The sequence below is a fragment of the Dyella acidisoli genome (genome assembly GCF_030160295.1).
Lineage (GTDB): Bacteria > Pseudomonadota > Gammaproteobacteria > Xanthomonadales > Rhodanobacteraceae > Dyella_B > Dyella_B acidisoli.
Window position 1 is genome coordinate 170,279 of record NZ_BSOB01000004.1, and the last position, 18,289, is coordinate 188,567.

Genomic DNA, 18,289 nt, shown 5'->3' on the forward strand with positions numbered 1-18,289 from the left:
GTTAAGGTAGCAGAGCTGTCACGACCGGATCATGGCCCGCACGTTATGCTCGCCCGGGACAAACGCCGACTTGCGCGTGCGCGACCCTGCCCCAAACTGACGGCTTTCCATGGCGTTACGGAGATTCCCCATGCAGCTACGCAGCGACAACTTCCAGCACGGCAAGCCCATTCCGCCGACCCTCGCCTTCGCCAAGCTCGGCAAGCCGGTTGCGCTGTCGGACAACCGCAGTCCGCATCTGGCCTGGAAGGACGCGCCTCAAGGTACGCAGTCGTTCGTACTGACCTGCATCGACACCGACGTGCCGAGCAAACCCGATGACGTCAACAAGGAAGGCCGCACGGTGCCGGCCGACTTGCCACGCGTGGAATTCGTGCACTGGCTGATGGCGAACATTCCGGTGGAATGCGGTGAGCTGACCGAAGGTGCATGCAGCGACGACATCACTCCGCGCGGCAAGCGGCAGCCCTACGGTCCGCCCGGCAACGTACAAGGCGTCAATAGCTATACCGACTGGTTCGCGGGCGACGTGCAGATGGAAGGTACCTACCTGGGCTATGACGGCCCGTGCCCGCCATGGAACGATTCGTTGGTGCATCACTATCACTTCCGTGTTTACGCGCTGGACGTGCCGCGCCTGCCGTTGGAAGAAGGGTTCTCGCTGGAAGAGTTGCGCGCGGCCATGGCCGGCCATGTGCTGTCGGAAGCGTTGCTCACCGGTACGTACAGTCTCAATCCCAACGTGCCGGCGTAAGACAACCTGGGCGAACCCTTCACGCCGGCACAGCGCGCTGTGTGGCACATGGAACCGAGGGCCGCGACGGGACGCCCTCGGTTTCGGAGGCATGCCGCCATGCTGCATTACGCCTTGGTCTTCCTGGTTATTGCTGTCATCGCTGCTCTGCTAGGTTTTACCGGCATTGCCGGTACCGCCGCGTGGATCGCCAAGGTGCTGTTCGTGCTGTTTCTGATCCTGGCTGTGATCGCATTTTTTCGCCGAACCAGCTGAACGACGCGAAGGTCTATTCAGCCAGCAGCCCGGCAAACCGTTAGAGTGAACATTCTTGAGTTCTCGGAGAACGTCATGAACAAAGAAGTCCAGGCGAACGAAAACACCGTGCACGAGCGCATCGATCACGGTGCGGAACGCATCAAGCAGGCCACTTCCGATGCCGTGGCCAGCAGCAAGGAAAAATTCGACCGCGCCGCCGACCGTGTCGAAGAGCGCGTGCATCACGCCACTGATCGCGCCGCGGATGCCGCCAATCGCGCCAGCGACAAAGTCAGCGAAGCCACTGAGCGTGGGCGCGCTGCTTACGACCAGGCCAGGGATCGCGCTGACGAGTGGCTGGAAGAAGTGCGCGAATACGTGCGCGAAAAACCTGTCCAGGCGGTAGCCATCGCACTTGGTGCTGGCTGGTTGCTCGGCCGCATCCTGCGTCGTTGATTAGATCCAGGCACGGGGGCGGGTGATGCACGATTCCGTGCACGACAACGAAACAGCGGAGCAGCCGGAGCCATCCGGCGAGCCGGCATCGGGCACGAACAATCTGCTCGACGACATCGGCCGACTCGCCCGTGGCGTACGCAGCCTGTTCGGCGCCCAACTTACTTTGTTGGCCGCCGAACTGGGGTTGGCACGTAGCGCGGTTTCCTGGCTGCTGGCAGCTGGCCTCGGCGCCACCGTCGCCGGCGTGGGTCTGGGTTTGACGCTGCTTGGCCTGATCGGCCTGGTGCTCGCCAAATGGTTCGATTCCTGGATCTGGGCCTTCGTGGTGCTTGCCGTGCTGGAAGCGCTGGCCTTGTTTGGCGCGATCTTCCTGTTCCGCCGTTGTATGCACTGGATGAGCCTGCCGGCCACACGCCAGGAGTGGCGTGCGATCATGCGCGACACGGTGCGGCGAGCCGAACAGGACATCGACGCCGGCAAGGGGGAAGTCTGAGATGAGTCTGTTCAAGCAACTCGAAAAGGTGCGCGTCGCGCGCGAGCGCGTGGCGCACCATCGCAACGAAGTGGCCGCGCCCGCCGCCGCGCTGCTGGAACGCGGTTACCACCATCCGCTGACAACGGTGGGTGCAGCTGCCGGCGCCGGTTTCGTGCTCGGCAGTCTCGGCGTCGGCCCATTGCGCGTGCCGGGACTGATTTCAACAGTAAGCGCCGGACTGGCGGAGGCGGTGGCGTACGGCACGCGCCTGATCGCCGAACTGGGCATCATGGAGGATGGTGATACCGGCGAAGCGCCATGACCGCCATCGAACCGACGGCGTTGCCGAGTACGACGCCCGTGGACGAAACACCGCACAAGACGACATCGACCTCCGCGACCTCGCCGCCCTCGACCTCGGCGGTCGCCGCACAGGTGAAAGAAGCGACGCGTGGTGTCTACCGGCTACGCGGCCATCTGCGCGCCATTCGCATGACGCTCAACGCGTTGCTGACGCTGGCCCTGCTCTACACCCTCACGCTCGTCAAAGCGCTGATCATTCCGCTGGTGCTGGCTGCATTCATCGGCTTGGCATTGAACCCCATCGTGGCGCGTGGCACTCGCCATCACATCCCGCGCTGGCTGGGCGCAAGCGTGTTGATGGCGAGCCTGATCGCGGGTATCGCGACCGGCATCAGCATGCTCACGGAGCCGGCCATCGGATGGCTGCATAGTGCGCCGTCGCAGATCCACAGTTTCGTCCCCAAGCTCCAACACTTCACTCGCCCGCTGGAAGCAGCCGGACGCGCCACGCAGACGCTGGTCAACGGCCATCCGGCGTTATCGGCCCAGAATCCCAGCGATGTCGCCATCAGCGTATGGGATGTGCTGGCGAACGCACCCAAAGTGCTTGCGGCGGTGTTGACCGTGCTGCTGCTGGTGTTCTTCTTCCTGGTCTACGGCGATCTGATCCTGCGCCGCCTGGTCGAGATCGCACCCAACTTCGGCTACAAGCGTCACGCAGTCAGCATCGTGCGCGGCATCCAGACCGAAGTATCGCGCTACATCCTCACCACCGTGCTGATCAATGCATCGCTCGGCATCACCACAGCGGTCATGCTGTATCTGCTGCACATGCCCGATCCGCTGCTGTGGGGAACGGTGGCGACGTTCGCCAATTTCATTCCTTATGTGGGTGCAATCGTCACGACTACGACGCTGCTGTTCGTCGGGTTGATCCACTTCGACGTCGTGCCCAACGCTTTGTTGCCTGCCCTATGTTTTGCCTGCATCACGGCGGTCGAAGGCAACTTGATCGCGCCAATGATTCTCGGTCGGCGCATGCGCGTTAGCCCCATCGCGATCCTGATCTGGTTGTTGATCTGGGGCTGGCTATGGGGTGTGCCCGGTGCGTTGCTGGCGGTGCCGATGCTCACCAGCGCGAAGTTGATTGCGGAGCGCGTGCGCGGGTGGGAGTGGTTTGCGCGGATGGTGGAGCGCTGATTCCTTGATCTTGCGCGGACCATTCCCTCCCCTACGTGTAGTAGGGGAGGGAGTCTGCATCACTGCGCTTGCGCAACATTCGAGCAATTCGCATCACCACAAGCCTGCCAGCCACCGCCAAGCGCCTTGTACAACGCCACCGCACGCGTATCGATCGCACTTTCCGACTGCGCCAACGCATCTTCCGCCGCCAACTGCACGCGCTCGGCATCCAGCAATTCCAGATAACCGGTCGCACCTTCCTGGTAGCGAATACGCGCAAGCTCCGCCGCACGACGGCTTTGCTCGGCCTGGGCGATCAACTGCTCCACGCGAGCATGCTCGGCGTTGTAGTTGGTGACGGCGTTGTCCACGTCTTCGATCGCCTCCAGCACAGTGCGTTGATAATTCGCTTCCGCGGCATCAGCACGTGCTTCGCTGGCGTGCAGATTCGACCGCACGCGTTCCACGTTCAAACCGTTCCAGGTGATGCTTGGCGTGAATGAAAAAGCACGCGATGCAGGACCGCCGAAGTCATTTGGACGTCCGGCCAGGAAACCCACGAAACCGCCGAGCGAGATATGCGGAAAGAAATCTGCCTTCGCCACACCAATGCGTGCGGTGGCCGCAGCGTATTGCCGTTCCGCGATGCGCACGTCAGGTCGACGCGACAGCACCTCACCCGAATCGCCGATCGGCAACACCGTAGCAATCGGCTTGAACGTGATGGGCGAAACGTCGACGTCCAGTTCGCCAGGACGCTCACCCAGCAATACCGCCAAACGGTATTCATAGCCGCGGGCGGCTGCATCGAGCACGGGCAGCTGAGCTTTGGCTGCGCTGAGCTGTGCGCTGGCGCTAGCCACATCCTGCTCGGACGCCGTACCGATCTCCGCACGCGCGCTGATTAGCTTTAATGAATCGGCCTGATTGGCGATATTGCGCTGGGCGATGGCCAAGCGATCCTGCGTGCCGCGCAATTCGAAGTAATTGCGCGCCACTTCCGCAAACAAGCTCACTTGCGCGTCATGCAGGGAAGCTTCGCTCGCGCCCAGGTCGCCCCGCGCGGCTTCCACCGAACGGCGGATGCCGCCGAACAGATCGAGTTCCCACGAAGCATCAAAGCCGGCCTGATACGTGTCGACGCCCACACGTTGCGTACCGAAGCCGGGTTGCTGCTCAAGCGATCGACTGGCAGAGATGGTGGTGTCGATAGTGGGAATCTGATCGGATTTTGCCGTGCCCAGCAGCGCACGCGATTCGGAAAGCCGCGCGCGTGCAATACGCAAATCGAGGCTGCCCTTCGCCGCGCGCTGAATCAGCGTATCCAGCACCGGATCGTTGAACTGCTTCCACCAATCGGCCTGGAACTGCGCATTGCTTTCGCGCGCGGCGTCGACGTTCTGCACCTTCGCCGGCGCCGCGTTCGGCGTTTTGTAGTCCGGCCCCACGCTGACGCAACCGGCCAGCGCGAGTGCGGCGAACAACGCGGTATTACGAAGAAAACGTGTCATCTCAATGGCCCTCCAAAGCGGGCATGTTGGATGCGTGCTGCTTCTTGCGCGCTTCGCGGCGTTCCACCACGGCACGGATCAGCACGTAGAACAGCGGGGTATAGATCAAGCCGAAGATGGTCACGCCCAGCATGCCGGAGAACACCGCCACGCCCATCGCATGACGCATTTCCGCACCGGCGCCGTGCGAAGTCACCAGCGGCACCACGCCCATGATGAAGGCGATCGACGTCATCAGGATCGGGCGCAGACGCAAGCGAGCTGCTTCCAGCACCGCGTCGTAGCGCGTCATGCCCTCATGCTGGCGTTCGCGCGCAAACTCCACGATCAGGATCGCGTTCTTGCACGCCAATCCCACCAGCACGATCAAACCGATCTGGGTGAAGATGTTGTTGTCGCCACCCGACAGCCACACACCGGCAATCGCGGACAGCAGCACCATCGGCACGATCAGGATGACCGCCAGCGGCAGCGACCAGCTCTCGTACAGCGAGGACAGCACCAGGAACACCAACAGCACGCACAAGGGGAACACGAGGATGGCGGTGTTGCCGGCCAGGATCTGCTGATACGTAAGCTCGGTCCATTCGTAGCTCATGCCGTTCGGCAGGTTGTCGTGTGCCAGCTTCTCCATCGCGGCCTGCGCCTGGCCCGAGCTGAAGCCCGGCGCCGGACCACCGTTGATTTCCGCGGTGATGTAGCCGTTGTAATGCTGCACGCGTTCCAGGCCAGCCGTGCGGCGCACGGTGACGAACGAACCGAGCGGCACCATGTCACCCTTGGCATTACGTGTCTTGAGCTGCGTGATGTCTTCCGGCTCATGACGGAACGACGGCTCCGCCGACACGTTCACCTGATACACGCGGCCGAAACGGTTGAAGTCGTTGACGTACAGCGAACCCAGATACGCCTGCAGCGTTTCGTTGGCGTCGTTGAGATCGATACCTTCCGCCTTCGCCTTCTCGCGATTCACGTCCGCGTCGATCTGCGGCACGCTTACCTGATAGCTGGAGAACAACCCAGCCAGCTCCGGCGTCTTGCGGCTCTGCATGACCAGGTTCTGCGTCTGCTTGAACAGCTCATCGAAACCGAGCTGGCCGCGATCTTCGATCTGGATGCGGAAACCGCCAATCGTGCCCAGACCCTGCACAGGCGGCGGCGGGAACGTCGCAATGTACGCATCCTGGATCGTCGCGAACTTCTGGTTCAACGCCATCGCAATCGCACCGGCGGACAGCGAGGGATCGCGACGCTCCTCGAACGGCTTCAGTGTCTCGAACACGATGCCTGCGTTAGTTGCATTGGTGAAACCGTTGATCGACAGGCCAGGGAATGCCACCGCGCTCTGCACGCCAGGTTGCTTCAGTGCGATTTCCGACATGCGGCGGATCACGTCTTCCGTGCGATCCAACGACGAGGCATCCGGCAGCTGCGCAAACGACACCAGGTACTGCTTGTCCTGCTGCGGTACGAAACCGGTCGGAACGTGAGAGAAACCGAAGCCGGCGAGTGCGATCAGACCAACGTACACCACCAACGCGGCCGGCCCCTTGCCCACGATGCGGCGCACGCCGCCGACGTAACGGTCCGCGCTGCGATGGAAAAAGGTGTTGAAGGGACGGAAGAGCCAACCCAGTGCCTTGTCCATCAGGATCGACACGCGATCCTTCGGCGCATCGTGGCCACGCAGCAGCACGGCGGCGAGCGCAGGGCTCAGGCTCAACGAGTTGAACGCGGAGATCACCGTGGAGATCGCGATGGTCAGCGCGAACTGGCGATAGAACTGGCCGGTGAGGCCGCTGATGAAGGCCGTCGGGATGAACACCGCGCACAGCACCAAGGCCGTGGCGATGATCGGTCCAGTCACTTCATTCATCGCGCGGCGAGTGGCCTCGCGCGGTGTGTAACCCAGTTCGATATTGCGCTCGACGTTCTCCACCACCACGATCGCGTCGTCCACCACGATGCCGATCGCCAGCACCAAGCCGAACAACGACAGCGCGTTGAGTGAGAAGCCTGCCAGATACATGACCGCGAACGTACCGACCAACGACACCGGCACGGCAACCAGCGGAATCACCGATGCACGCCAGGTCTGCAAGAACAGGATCACCACCAGCACGACCAGGAAGATCGCTTCCACCAGCGTGTGCGCCACCGCTTCGATCGAGCCGCGCACGAATACGGTCGGGTCGTACACGATGTGGTATTCAATGCCCTGCGGGAACTCCTTGCTGAGCTCCTTCATCGTGGCGCGTACTTCGTTGGAGATCTGAATGGCGTTGGAGCCCGGGCGCGCAAAGATCGGAATGGCCACTGCCGGCTGGTTGTCCAGCATGCTGCGCAGCGCATATTGATTCGAGCCCAGTTCGATACGCGCGATGTCACGCAGGTGCACCACGCTACCGTTGGCATCGGTGCGCACGATGATGTTGCCGAATTCATCGGTCGTGCTCAGGCGGCCCTGCGTGTGGATGTTGAGCTGAAAGTCGGTATTGCCTGGCACCGGCGGCGCATTCAGCGCACCGGCCGCCACCGCGACGTTCTGCTCCTGGATCGCGTGCACCACATCACCGGTGGTCATGTTGCGCTGAGCCAGCTTGTTCGGATCCAGCCACACACGCATGCTGTATTCGCCAGCGCCGAACAACTGCACGTCACCAACGCCGTCGAGTCGGGCGAGGATGTCCTTGATGTGCAGGCGCGCATAGTTCGACAGGTACAGCATGTCGTAGCGCTTATCCGGCGAAGTAAGGTGCACCACCATGGTGAGGTCGGGCGAACTCTTCTGCGTGGTCACACCCAGGCGCTGCACTTCTTCCGGCAGACGCGGCAAGGCTTGCGACACGCGGTTCTGTACTTCCACCTGTGCATTGTTGAGATCGGTACCCAGCGCGAAGGTGACGGTCAGCGTCATCTGGCCATCGCTGGTCGCCTGCGAGGACGAATACAGCATGCCTTCCACGCCATTGATCTGCTCTTCCAGCGGCGTGGCGACGGTTTCACCGATCACTTCCGGGCTGGCGCCTGGATAGTTGGCGCGCACCACCACGGTGGGCGGTACCACTTCGGGATATTCGCTGATCGGCAGCTTGAACACCGCGATGCTGCCGGCGATCACGAAGATCAGCGAAAGCACCGCGGCCATGATCGGCCGGTCGACGAAAAACTGTGCGATGTTTTTCATGGAAAGTTCTCTCTCATTCTTGCCGCAAAGTGCTCCCTCTCCCCTCCGGGGAGAGGGTTGGGGTGAGGGGAGCACACTCGCGAAGATGTAGATGTCAGGCCGCTCTTGACGTGACTTAGTCGCAAGATTGGCCCCTCACCTCAGTCCTCTCCCCCGTCCTCAATCAAAGACGGGGAGAGGAGGCAAAAGCTTCAACCCTGTGGCTTCTGCGGATTCCTGTTATCAGCCTGCGCCGTGCGCGAATCATTGCCATCCGGATTCGTCGCCGCCGCATCTACCAGCGCCTTGTCCTGCGCATCCAGGCGGTGTTCCATCGTCACTTGCTGCGGATTCACTTCCGCACCCGGACGCACGTGCTGGAGGCCATTCACCACCACCACATCACCGGCGGCGAGACCGTCATTGATCACACGCAAACCGTGGAACAGCGGACCCGGCGCCACCTTGCGGTACTGCACCTTGTGCTGGCCATCCACCACGTAGACGAACTGATTGCTTAGATCAGTGCCGAGCGCGCGATCGTCGATCAGCACGCGCGGACGCGGCTGTCCTGCTTGCAGATGCACGCGTGCATACAAGCCCGGTGTGAGCAGACCGTTTTCTTCATCGAACACGGCGCGCAAACGCATCGTGCCCGAGCCCACACGCACCTGGTTATCGACGAAGTCGATGCGGCCTTCATGTGGATAGCCTTGCTCGTCCGCCAAACCCATGGTGGCTTCGATGCGCGGCGCGTGACCGTTCTTGATGGTCTCGCGACGCAGGCGATCGAGCTTCAGCCAGGTCTGTTCGTCCACGTCGAAATACACGTAGACCGGATTCACCGACACCACGGTGGTGAGCACGTCCGCGCTGGAAACCAGGTTGCCCGGCTGGATGCGCGCATTGCTTACGCGGCCATCGATGGGTGCGCGCACGTCGGTCCACCCGAGATCGAGCTTGGCCGTAGCCAGCGCCGCGGTGGATGCCGCCAGGGTTGCCTTGGCACTTTGCTCGCCAGTGTTCTGGCTGTCGGCTTCTTCCTGCGAAATCGCATGCTGAGCCAGCAGTTTCCGTGCGCGCGCGGCATTGGCTTGCGCCAGGCCGAGTTGCGCCTGTGACTGCGCCACGTTGGCGGTCAGCCGATCGACCTCGGCCTGGAACGGACGCGGATCGATGCGAAACAACACGTCGCCCTTATGGACTTCAGTGCCTTCCTTGAACTGCACGGTTTCTACGTAACCGTTCACCCGCGGGCGTACGTCGACCGAATCGACCGCCTGCAGTTGGCCGGTGAAGTCCGCGCTGTCGCTAATGGGGCGCACCACCACTGTGGCGACGGTGACCTCGGGCGGGCCGCCTTGTCCGCCGCCGGCGCCTTGGGCTTGGGCGCTTCCGCCGTGGCTGCCCAGCAGCGCCCAACTGCCGGCAATAGCTGCTATGACCAGACTGGCCAAGATGGCTTTCTTTAACATCGTTCGCTCCCTTGGATCGTTCATTGCCGCATTGCAGCAAGATTTTCTAGGGAACGAATAATGGGTATACCGTACAGTTTAGAAAATCCGTTTCTTGCGCAAGCCACTCGTGACTCTCAATCACGAATGGGTGCATAATCACCAGCAGAACGTCTTTTGGAACGTGCTATGGAAGACTTTTCTGCCATTTCTGCTTTTGTCCGCGTCGTGGAAGCGAAGAGTTTTGCGTCCGCGGCGGCCCAGCTCGGCATGACCCCGTCCGGCGTCAGCCGCGCCGTCTCCCGGTTGGAGGAACACTTGGGCGTCCGCCTGCTGTTCCGCTCCACCCGCACCTTGCGCCTTACCGACGATGGCGCCTCGTTCTATACACGTTGCAAGGAGATCCTGACCGATCTCGCCGAAGCGACCGAATCCCTGGGCTATGCCCACCGCAAGCCGCAAGGCAAGCTGCGGGTGGGCATGTCGGCCTCGATCGGCCGTACCACGATCGTGCCCAAACTGAGTGAATTCCAGCATCGGTATCCGGAGATCCGCCTGGAATTGATGATGTGCGACTTCCCGTACGACCTGAACGAGGAAGGCGTGGACTGCGCCATCCGCATGGGCGAGCTGGAAGATTCCAGCCTGATCGCGCGCAAGATCGGCCACCTGCGCAACGTACTGCTGGCCTCACCGGAATACCTCGAACGCTACGGCACGCCGGCCAGCATCGACGAGCTCAAGAACCATCGCTGCATCAACTACGTCTACCAGAACGGCAAGCCGCGACAGTGGTCGTTCGACATGCCCGATGGCCGCATCGAAGTGGACGTCAACGCGCATTTGCTGATCAACGACGGCGAATCGGTAATCCAGGCAGCCATGGCGGGCTTGGGCATCATCCAGGCGCCGCACGTGATGGCGACGTGCGCGCTGGAGGTGGGCAAGCTCGAGCCGATCCTCACCAACACGGTGTCCACCGGCAAGAACGTGTGGATCGTGTATCCGCAGAAGAAACATCTGTCGGCGCGCGTGCAGGCCTTTATCGAGTGGGCGCGCGAGTTGTTTGAGCGGCCCTTCGAATCGGTGTGTCCGATTGCGCCGGTGGTGGAGGCGTTCAGGCCGCCGTTGCCGACGGCACGGAAAGAAAAGGCGGTACGTACGCAGTGACGCGCTTTAACCCCCTCTCCCCTTCGGGCAGAGGGCTGGGGTGAGGGGCCAACCTCGCCCGATGTACGTTAGTGCGAAGAGCAAAAAGCGTAACTCGCACGCACCACTGCGTTGCCATGCAAGCCTTGTCCCCTCACCCTAACCCTCTCCCCGCGGGGTGTTTAGGTGCCGGTCGGAACCAACAGCAACAGTGCAGCCCCAAGCGCAATGCGATACCACGCAAACCACGTGAAGCGATGCGTGCGGATGTAGCCGAGCAACCACTTCACCGCGGCGAAGGCCACCACCAGCGACACCACGAAGCCAACGATCAGTGCGCTCCAGTCTTCATGCGCGGCGCCGCCACTCTTGAGCACCTTCAATAGCTCATAGCCCGTCGCTGCATACATGGTCGGAATGCCGACCAGAAACGAAAATTCCGTGGCGGCGGGACGATTGCTTGTGCCCGCGAGCATCGCCGTGAAAATCGTCGCCCCGGAGCGCGACGTCCCAGGAAACACACCCGCCACGATCTGCGCAATGCCAACCAGGATTGCGACACGCCAAGTCACCTCACTGCGATCCACCTGCCGCGCGGCAATGGCCTCCGCGCCCAGAATCCAAAACCCGCCAATCAACAACGCCCACGCAATCGGCGTCACGGTTTCCGGCAGCTTGAAGCCGTAGTGCGTCACCACGAAGCCCAGCACGCAGGTGATCAGGAACGCCACGAACAGCTTCAGCAAGTACGCTCGGTTAGCCGGCTCTTGCCACTGCGTGAGCAACTGCCAGATGCGCTTCCAATAAATGAAGGTAATGGCGAGGATCGCGCCAGCCTGGATACCCACATTGAACAAGTCTGAGCGGGCGCCGAGGCCAAAGCTTTCCGCAATCAGCAGGTGTCCGGTACTGGAGACGGGCAGGAATTCGGTAATACCCTCGATGATGCCGAGCAGAATCACATGGACAAGATCATGCACGCGGAAAACTCCTTGGGGCAAAGCGGCAGGGCAGCTTGGTCGGTAAGAAAAACGGTATAGCTTAAGACTTAGTTCTTCCTTGCAGGCTGGTTAAATGAGCAGGCTTGTTTAGCACCAATAAGGTGCAAATACGCCATAAATTGGTGCAAAAGCTGTCTGCGCAAAATGTGCCTGCTTGTGCAATCCATTGAAGTAAAAAGTGTTTTAAAGTTGGTACGGTGCTTGCCTTAGTGCACGCGCGACCCCCATTCACGTACTCCTATCGAGGTTCTACATGTCCGCCAAGAAAGTGCTCGACCTGATCCAGGAAAAAGAGGTCGAGTTCGTCGACCTGCGTTTCGCCGACATGCTCGGCAAGCACCATCACGTCACCTTCCCGGCTCATGCCATCGACGAGTCCACTTTCGAAGACGGCAAGATGTTCGACGGTTCCTCGATCTCCGGTTGGAAGGGCATCAACGAGTCGGACATGGTGCTGCTGCCTGACCCGGCGACCGCCTACCTCGATCCGTTCAGCGCCCACACCCAGCTCGTCCTGCATTGCGATGTGCTGGAGCCGAGCACCATGCAGGCCTACGGCCGCGATCCGCGCTCCATCGCCAAGCGCGCCGAAGCGTTCCTGAAGTCCACGGGCGTGGCCGACACCGCTTTCTTTGGTCCGGAGCCGGAATTCTTCATCTTCGATTCCGTGCGTTGGCAGAACGACATGGGCCGCGTGTTCTACGAAATCGAATCGCAGGAAGCCGCGTGGAGTTCGCGCTTCAAGTACGACGAAGGCAACAGCGGCCATCGTCCGGGCGTGAAGGGTGGCTACTTCCCGGTCAGCCCGGTCGATTCGCTGGGCGATCTGCGCGCCGACATGTGCAAGGTGCTGGAATCGCTCGGCCAAGAAGTGGAAGTGCATCACCACGAAGTGGCCAATGCGGGCCAGTGCGAGATCGGCGTCAAGTTCAACACCCTGGTGCAGAAGGCCGACGAGCTGATGACGCTGAAGTACGTCATCAAGAACGTCGCGCACCAGAACGGCAAGACTGTCACCTTCATGCCCAAGCCGATCGTCGGCGACAACGGCAGCGGCATGCATGTGCATCAGTCGCTGAGCAAAGACGGCAAGAACCTGTTCTCCGGTGACCTTTACGGCGGCTTGTCGCAGCTCGCGCTGTGGTACATCGGCGGCATCTTCAAGCACGCCAAGGCCATCAACGCGTTTGCCAACTCCACCACCAACAGCTACAAGCGCCTGGTGCCGGGCTTCGAAGCGCCGGTGATGCTGGCCTATTCCGCGCGCAACCGCTCGGCGAGCTGCCGCATTCCGTTCGTGTCGAATCCGAAGGGCCGCCGCATCGAAGTGCGCTTCCCCGATCCGATGCAATCGGGCTACCTCACCTTCACCGCGCTGATGATGGCGGGTCTGGACGGCATCTTGAACAAGATCGATCCGGGTGCGCCGGCCGACAAGGATCTCTACGATCTGCCGCCCGAAGAAGAGAAGAACATCCCGCAGGTGTGCTCCAGCCTCGACGCTGCGCTGGAAGCGCTGGACAAGGATCGCGACTTCCTCAAGGCCGGTGGCGTATTCACCGACGACTTCATCGATGCCTACATCGAACTGAAGATGCAGGAAGTGACGCGCTACCGCGCCAGCACGCATCCGCTGGAATTCCAGATGTACTACGCGATCTGATCGCGATTGCGATGGATGCAAAAAACACCGGGCGCTTCGGCGCCCGTTGTTTTTTGTGCATGCAGCGTGTGTGTTACTGCCCGGCGCAATTGCGCACGAATAGCCATGGTGTGCCCAGCCCGTTATGCAGATGCGGCGGCATGTTGGTGTTATGGAAATTTTGATGGTAGATCTTGCCCTGGTCTTCCACTTGCTCACCATACGCCGCATAGGTTTTGCTGCTGTCCCAGGGCGGCACGCCATCGCAGCCGCCGCCACTACTGGCAGGTTCAACCAATACTTCGGCTTTGAAGGTCGATGATTGCTTGCCGTCGCTGACGTCCACGGACACGTCCATCGGTGTTGCGCTTTGCACGGAAGGCGCCGTCACCGTAAGCGTGTCGGTATTGCCCCCTTGGGGATTCTCAAACCTGCCGTGATTCCACCGATAGGAAAGCGCGTGTCCACCCGGGCTGCTGACATCGGCCACCGCAGAGAAGCGATCGCCGCTGTGCACTTCATTCGGCACCACGATGTCGCCAACCGGAGGCAGTTCTTCGTCGGGGCCGTAATAGGTATACGGCGCTGACATATCGGTGTTTTCCCAAATGGGTTTATCGAGCGTCGGCAAGTGCAAGTCCTCAACCGTCCGCCGTGTGGCGGCGGTGATCGGCATGCCCCATTTCTCATAGAAGGGAATCAGGTTACGACCGGCTACGCGGCTGGTTTCGATCACCACACGCGCCTGCTTTTCAGCCTTGGCACCGCCGGGATAGCCCTGCAAAGCGCGCGATTCGCGTGCATATCGAGGATAGAACGTAGGCCCGAATGCCAGCTGCAATTGCCAGAACATACCAAAGCGCATAAGCCGGGTTCTCTCGCTATCGAAAATCAAGTCATTCCAGTTTTTCGAACTCTGATCCAAGTAACGTTGGATGTGCGGCCAGACCCTTTCCTCCACGAGCAAACTTTCCATGTCAAAGAGATCGATTTGAACCACCTGAGAACTCAGCTCGACGACGGACTCGGCGTCGTTCGGGGGATCCATAGTCAAATCGTCGTGCTGAAGAACGTGCCCCAATTCGTGCCCTCTCAATGAATCCTCTTCGAGTAAGCGCCTGTTTACCGCGTACTTGATCGCATCATCCACATACGCCGTACGATATGGCCCCGCATACATAAAGCCGTCGCAGCGCACACACTCCACCATGTGATACGGTAACTGTGAAGCATCATGCGGAGGGGCGTTATCCAGTGCTAGACCATATTCGGCCTCGCTGAAATTGGTGATGCGATCCCAGTCTTCCAGCATGCCAACCGGATCGTCCACGTATTGCCTGGCGTGTGCCAGCGTCAACGTAATCATCGCGCGGCGGCTGATCAATTCGGCATACGGAGCGTTCCCATAGGCCTGCAACATGCTGGTCCAATCGGATGCCGTGTGCTCTCCCAATACGAAGCGGGGCATCGGATGCCCGCCGGAGATGATGTTGACGGTCATCGTCCCGCCAGTGGGCTGATTTTCGACTGCGATATAGACAGCCCCCTTCTTGCTTGCGCGGATGGTATTGATACCTTGGCGTAGACGAGCTCTCTGAGTCTCGTCGTATTCCCACGTATCCTCATCCAGCGAATGGATCCATACGCTGGGCATGGGCGATGGTGCAGAGCCGGTATACTGGAATTCAATTTCCAGCGTATCGCCAGAGCTGACCCAGTAACCCGTCGAACGCATCGGCGTCAACGGAAATTCAAAAAAAGTCCGCTGCCTTATCATGAATTGCTTATCGGGCAGTTTCGCTTGTACCAACGTGAAACGTCGCGACGGCAAAATATCCGTGTGCAATGTTGGATTATCGAGTGCCGCTATCCTTGCGCGGCTCTGCACGGGATGCTTGTGCGCGGGGATGGCTGGCACCCGCGATTTGGCAAGCGGCGCCCCTTCGCGCGGGAGTTTCATGCCCGCGAACTTATCATTCGCATGAGACGGCAGCGTCAGGCACGTTAGAACACAGAACAGGAAGCTCAAGAAAGAGGCTTTCACGACACGTCTCCGTGTACAAAGCACAGGCCGATCTCGGCGTTCACACCGGGGTATCCCATGCTCGATGGCATAGGTCAGGCGGCGTACTGAAGCGACCACATTGAAGCGATGGAGCCAAACCCCTTGCATATGGCGGCAGTCTGCATCGCCACCTTGGTACTACGGCGGCGTAATATTTTGGAAGCGCGATGAAGGTCCAGTGAAATCGGTAGACTCCAACCTGTCCCACTTTCATCCGACACGGTCAGATGCTTGTACAGACAAGAACGGGCGTGTTCCCCATCGAAACAACTAAGAGCACAAGCTGCATGAGCAAGGTTATGAGTGGGAAGCGCGCGATGGTCCTTTTGGCCGCTGGTATGGCGTGGTGGTCACCCATGCTCTTAACGACATCGTCGCTCGCACAAACAACACAAGCCGCCACTGCACTACGACGTCCGCTTGATCAGCCACAACCACGGCAAAACCCCGGTCCAAGCGCGGAGACGATCAAAGCTTGGCAAGACCGTAAGTTCGGCATGTTCATCCACTTCGGCCTGTACTCCATCGCAGGCGGCATGTGGAACGGCAAGCGCGTAGATAACGGCTATAGCGAACAGATTTTCGCGAACGGACCGATTCCTGCAAAGGACTACGAAGCGCTGGCCAAGCAATTCGATCCGGAGCAATTCGACCCCGATGCAATCGTGGCGCTGGCGAAAGCCGCGGGCATGAAGTTCATCGTGATCACTGCCAAACATCACGATGGCTTCAATTTGTTCCAGACCTCGCAAACTTCCTACAACGCGGTGGATGGCACGCCGTATCACCAAGACATCGTCAAGCAGCTTGCCGATGCTTGCGCACGCGGCGGTCTTAAGTTCGGCGTGTATTACTCGACGATCGACTGGCATCACCCAGGTGGCAACACGTACATCGAGGGCAACAGCAATCCAATCACTCCCGAGCAGGAAGCCTTCAACGCCGTACAGCTGAAAGAACTACTGAGCCACTACGGCCCCATCTCCGAAATCTGGTTCGACATGGGCAAGCCCACGCCGGCTCAAAGCGAGCACTTCGCGCATACGGTGCATGCGCTGCAGCCGCAAACCATGATCTCCGGGCGCGTGTGGAACCATTACGGCGACTTTGCCGTGATGGGCGACAACGCCGAACCCGACGTTGCCATGGAACTGCCCTGGCAAGCACCGGCTTCCATGTTCCCTGAAACCTGGGGTTATCGTTCATGGCAGGAAAGAAAAGATCTGCCGGGCAAAATCCGCGAGAACATCACGCGACTCGTGCGTGTCGTCAGCCAAGGCGGCAACTACATTCTCAACATCGGTCCGGAAGGCGATGGCTCGGTCGTGCCTTACGAGGCGCAGGTGCTGCGTGGTATCGGCGAGTGGCTCAAGCACAATGGTGAAGCCATCTATGGCACGCGCAAGCAGCCGTTTGCGCCGCTGGATTTTGGATACGCCACGGTGGGACCTCACGCGGTCTATCTGTTCGTCGCGAAATGGCCGGCGGATCATCAGCTGCATATTCCTGGTGTGGCCGACACCGTTTTCGGACATGCTTATCGACTTGGATCATCGCAGGTCACCACAAACGTTCAGCGCGATGGAGACGGTGTAACGGTCTCGCTGGATCGCTTAGGTATGAGGCAGTCGAGTGATAACGGCGACACCAACGTCGACGCATTCATGCCGGTAGTCGTGCTGCCTGTCAAAGGCCCGTTACGCGTTCGCCCTAGCATGGTAGCTGCGGCACCCGACGGCCGCATCCATTTGCAGCCGGAGCATGCCGAGCACTATCTCAACTACAACGGCGAAGGTTATGAAGCGCCCGCCACGCTCTACAAACTGAGCTGGCAGGTTGATGCGCAAGCTGCCGACTACATGCTTACCTTGCATTACAAAGCGGCAGCAGCGAGTGCGAAGGTGGATCTGTGGATCGACGGCCAACGCTATCCGCTTGGTTTGGGCGGACCTGATGCGACGAGCCAATCGCTGCGTGTTCATCGCAACCAGAAAACTCACCCTTACGCCATGCAAGTCGAGCTGACGCCTTCGGCACCTTTCAGAGAAGGCATGGCGCTTCCGGTGACCGTGCAATCAGTAGAGCTGTCGCCGACGCGATAAGGCATAGCCAGGCTGTCAACGTAGGCCGGGATGAAATCCCAGCATCGAGAAACCACAGAGCATGCTGGGATTAGCATCCCAGCCTACGCGCTACCGATCATTTTGATCCTGCAATCATAGAAATATCGTTTCGCCTCTGTTGATGGACATGCGGTGCACATAGGCTGCTCACACCTCACTTCCCCAACAAGAGGTTTCTCATGCATCGCTATAAAAACGCACTCGCTTTCATCACTCTGTTGCTCGCGTTGACCGCATCCATCGCTCAAGCCACGACCTCCGCACAGGATAAAGCTCAGCAAAAAGCCGACTCCGAAACCATGAGCGGCACCATGTCCATGCCGGCACCTTCCTGGCTGGTTGGCACATGGACACTGGTTCGTTGCGATAACGTCTACCCCGACGGCCATCGCGTCGAACTGTATGGTCACGATCCCAAGGGCTTATGGATGATTGATACCCATGGCCACTACATGATGCAGATCGTGCGTGCCCAGCGCATGCCGTTTGCGGCGGGCGACAAATCCAAGGGAACGCCGGAGGAATACCGCGCCGCATCGCTAGACAACAATGCACACTACGGCAGCGTCAGCATTCAAGGCGACAAGCTGGCCACGCATATCGAGCAGGCCTCCTTCCCCAACTGGAATGGCCATAAGGGCGCCACGAGTTACACCTTGAGCGGTAATCAGCTCAGCTACATCGTCGCCAAGCCCAGCAGTGGCGCCGCAGAAGGAGCCCACGGCGAAGTGGTCTGGCGGCGGGTGGATTGATCGAAGCCGTGCTCTG

At 60.2% G+C, this 18,289-nt stretch carries 15 protein-coding genes; 10 read left to right on the forward strand and 5 right to left on the reverse strand.

Going from position 1 to position 18,289, the window contains the following annotated elements; translation table 11 throughout:
* Positions 1 to 130: 130 nt before the first annotated feature.
* The 6 genes from QQJ86_RS01715 (at position 131) to QQJ86_RS01740 (ending at position 3,428) form a co-directional block, all read left to right on the forward strand.
* Positions 131 to 754, forward strand: coding sequence for a YbhB/YbcL family Raf kinase inhibitor-like protein (locus QQJ86_RS01715; RefSeq protein WP_284319166.1), 624 nt, complete (start codon positions 131 to 133; stop codon positions 752 to 754).
* Positions 755 to 853: 99 nt separating this feature from the next.
* Positions 854 to 1,009 (forward strand): DUF1328 domain-containing protein, encoded by a 156-nt coding sequence (locus QQJ86_RS01720; protein WP_284319167.1) that lies wholly within the window; start codon positions 854 to 856, stop codon positions 1,007 to 1,009.
* A gap of 75 nt (positions 1,010 to 1,084) precedes the next feature.
* On the forward strand, positions 1,085 to 1,447 hold the full coding sequence (locus QQJ86_RS01725; protein WP_284319168.1) for an ElaB/YgaM/YqjD family protein: 363 nt from the start codon (positions 1,085 to 1,087) through the stop codon (positions 1,445 to 1,447).
* Between the two features lie 25 nt (positions 1,448 to 1,472).
* Positions 1,473 to 1,943, forward strand: coding sequence for an ABC transporter ATP-binding protein (locus tag QQJ86_RS01730; RefSeq protein ID WP_284319169.1), 471 nt, complete (start codon positions 1,473 to 1,475; stop codon positions 1,941 to 1,943).
* Between the two features lies 1 nt (position 1,944).
* The gene (locus tag QQJ86_RS01735; protein ID WP_284319170.1) at positions 1,945 to 2,247 is read left to right on the forward strand and encodes a hypothetical protein; all 303 of its coding nucleotides are present in this window, start codon (positions 1,945 to 1,947) and stop codon (positions 2,245 to 2,247) included.
* On the forward strand, positions 2,244 to 3,428 hold the full coding sequence (locus tag QQJ86_RS01740) for an AI-2E family transporter (protein WP_284319171.1): 1,185 nt from the start codon (positions 2,244 to 2,246) through the stop codon (positions 3,426 to 3,428). Before QQJ86_RS01735 ends, QQJ86_RS01740 begins: the two co-directional genes overlap by 4 nt.
* 59 nt (positions 3,429 to 3,487) lie before the next feature.
* Here QQJ86_RS01740 and QQJ86_RS01745 read toward each other — a convergent pair whose 3' ends face one another.
* The 3 genes from QQJ86_RS01745 to QQJ86_RS01755 form a co-directional block, all read right to left on the reverse strand.
* Positions 3,488 to 4,921 carry an efflux transporter outer membrane subunit gene (locus QQJ86_RS01745; RefSeq protein WP_284319172.1) on the reverse strand — a complete coding sequence of 478 codons (1,434 nt, stop codon included), beginning with the start codon at positions 4,919 to 4,921 and terminating at the stop codon, positions 3,488 to 3,490.
* A gap of 1 nt (position 4,922) precedes the next feature.
* Complete coding sequence (locus QQJ86_RS01750; protein WP_284319173.1) at positions 4,923 to 8,108, reverse strand: efflux RND transporter permease subunit; 3,186 nt, start codon at positions 8,106 to 8,108, stop codon at positions 4,923 to 4,925.
* 191 nt (positions 8,109 to 8,299) lie between these two features.
* Complete coding sequence (locus QQJ86_RS01755) at positions 8,300 to 9,562, reverse strand: efflux RND transporter periplasmic adaptor subunit (protein ID WP_284319174.1); 1,263 nt, start codon at positions 9,560 to 9,562, stop codon at positions 8,300 to 8,302.
* Positions 9,563 to 9,730: 168 nt separating this feature from the next.
* On the opposite strand from QQJ86_RS01755, the gene QQJ86_RS01760 reads away from it, so the two are divergent.
* Positions 9,731 to 10,711 (forward strand): LysR family transcriptional regulator, encoded by a 981-nt coding sequence (locus tag QQJ86_RS01760; protein WP_284319175.1) that lies wholly within the window; start codon positions 9,731 to 9,733, stop codon positions 10,709 to 10,711.
* A 161-nt stretch (positions 10,712 to 10,872) separates the two neighbouring features.
* Here QQJ86_RS01760 and QQJ86_RS01765 read toward each other — a convergent pair whose 3' ends face one another.
* Positions 10,873 to 11,670, reverse strand: coding sequence for an undecaprenyl-diphosphate phosphatase (locus QQJ86_RS01765; RefSeq protein WP_284319176.1), 798 nt, complete (start codon positions 11,668 to 11,670; stop codon positions 10,873 to 10,875).
* Between the two features lie 274 nt (positions 11,671 to 11,944).
* Between QQJ86_RS01765 and glnA the strand changes: the two genes are divergently transcribed.
* Positions 11,945 to 13,354, forward strand: coding sequence for a type I glutamate--ammonia ligase (gene glnA, locus QQJ86_RS01770; RefSeq protein WP_284319177.1), 1,410 nt, complete (start codon positions 11,945 to 11,947; stop codon positions 13,352 to 13,354).
* 73 nt (positions 13,355 to 13,427) lie between these two features.
* On the opposite strand, the gene QQJ86_RS01775 is transcribed toward glnA, so the two are convergent.
* A complete protein-coding gene (locus QQJ86_RS01775) occupies positions 13,428 to 15,293 on the reverse strand; it encodes a M60 family metallopeptidase (RefSeq protein ID WP_284319178.1) in 1,866 nt (621 codons plus the stop codon).
* Between the two features lie 461 nt (positions 15,294 to 15,754).
* Between QQJ86_RS01775 and QQJ86_RS01780 the strand changes: the two genes are divergently transcribed.
* On the forward strand, positions 15,755 to 17,500 hold the full coding sequence (locus tag QQJ86_RS01780; RefSeq protein WP_284319257.1) for an alpha-L-fucosidase: 1,746 nt from the start codon (positions 15,755 to 15,757) through the stop codon (positions 17,498 to 17,500).
* Between the two features lie 200 nt (positions 17,501 to 17,700).
* Complete coding sequence (locus tag QQJ86_RS01785) at positions 17,701 to 18,273, forward strand: lipocalin-like domain-containing protein (RefSeq protein ID WP_284319179.1); 573 nt, start codon at positions 17,701 to 17,703, stop codon at positions 18,271 to 18,273.
* The last annotated feature ends 16 nt before the right edge of the window (positions 18,274 to 18,289 follow it).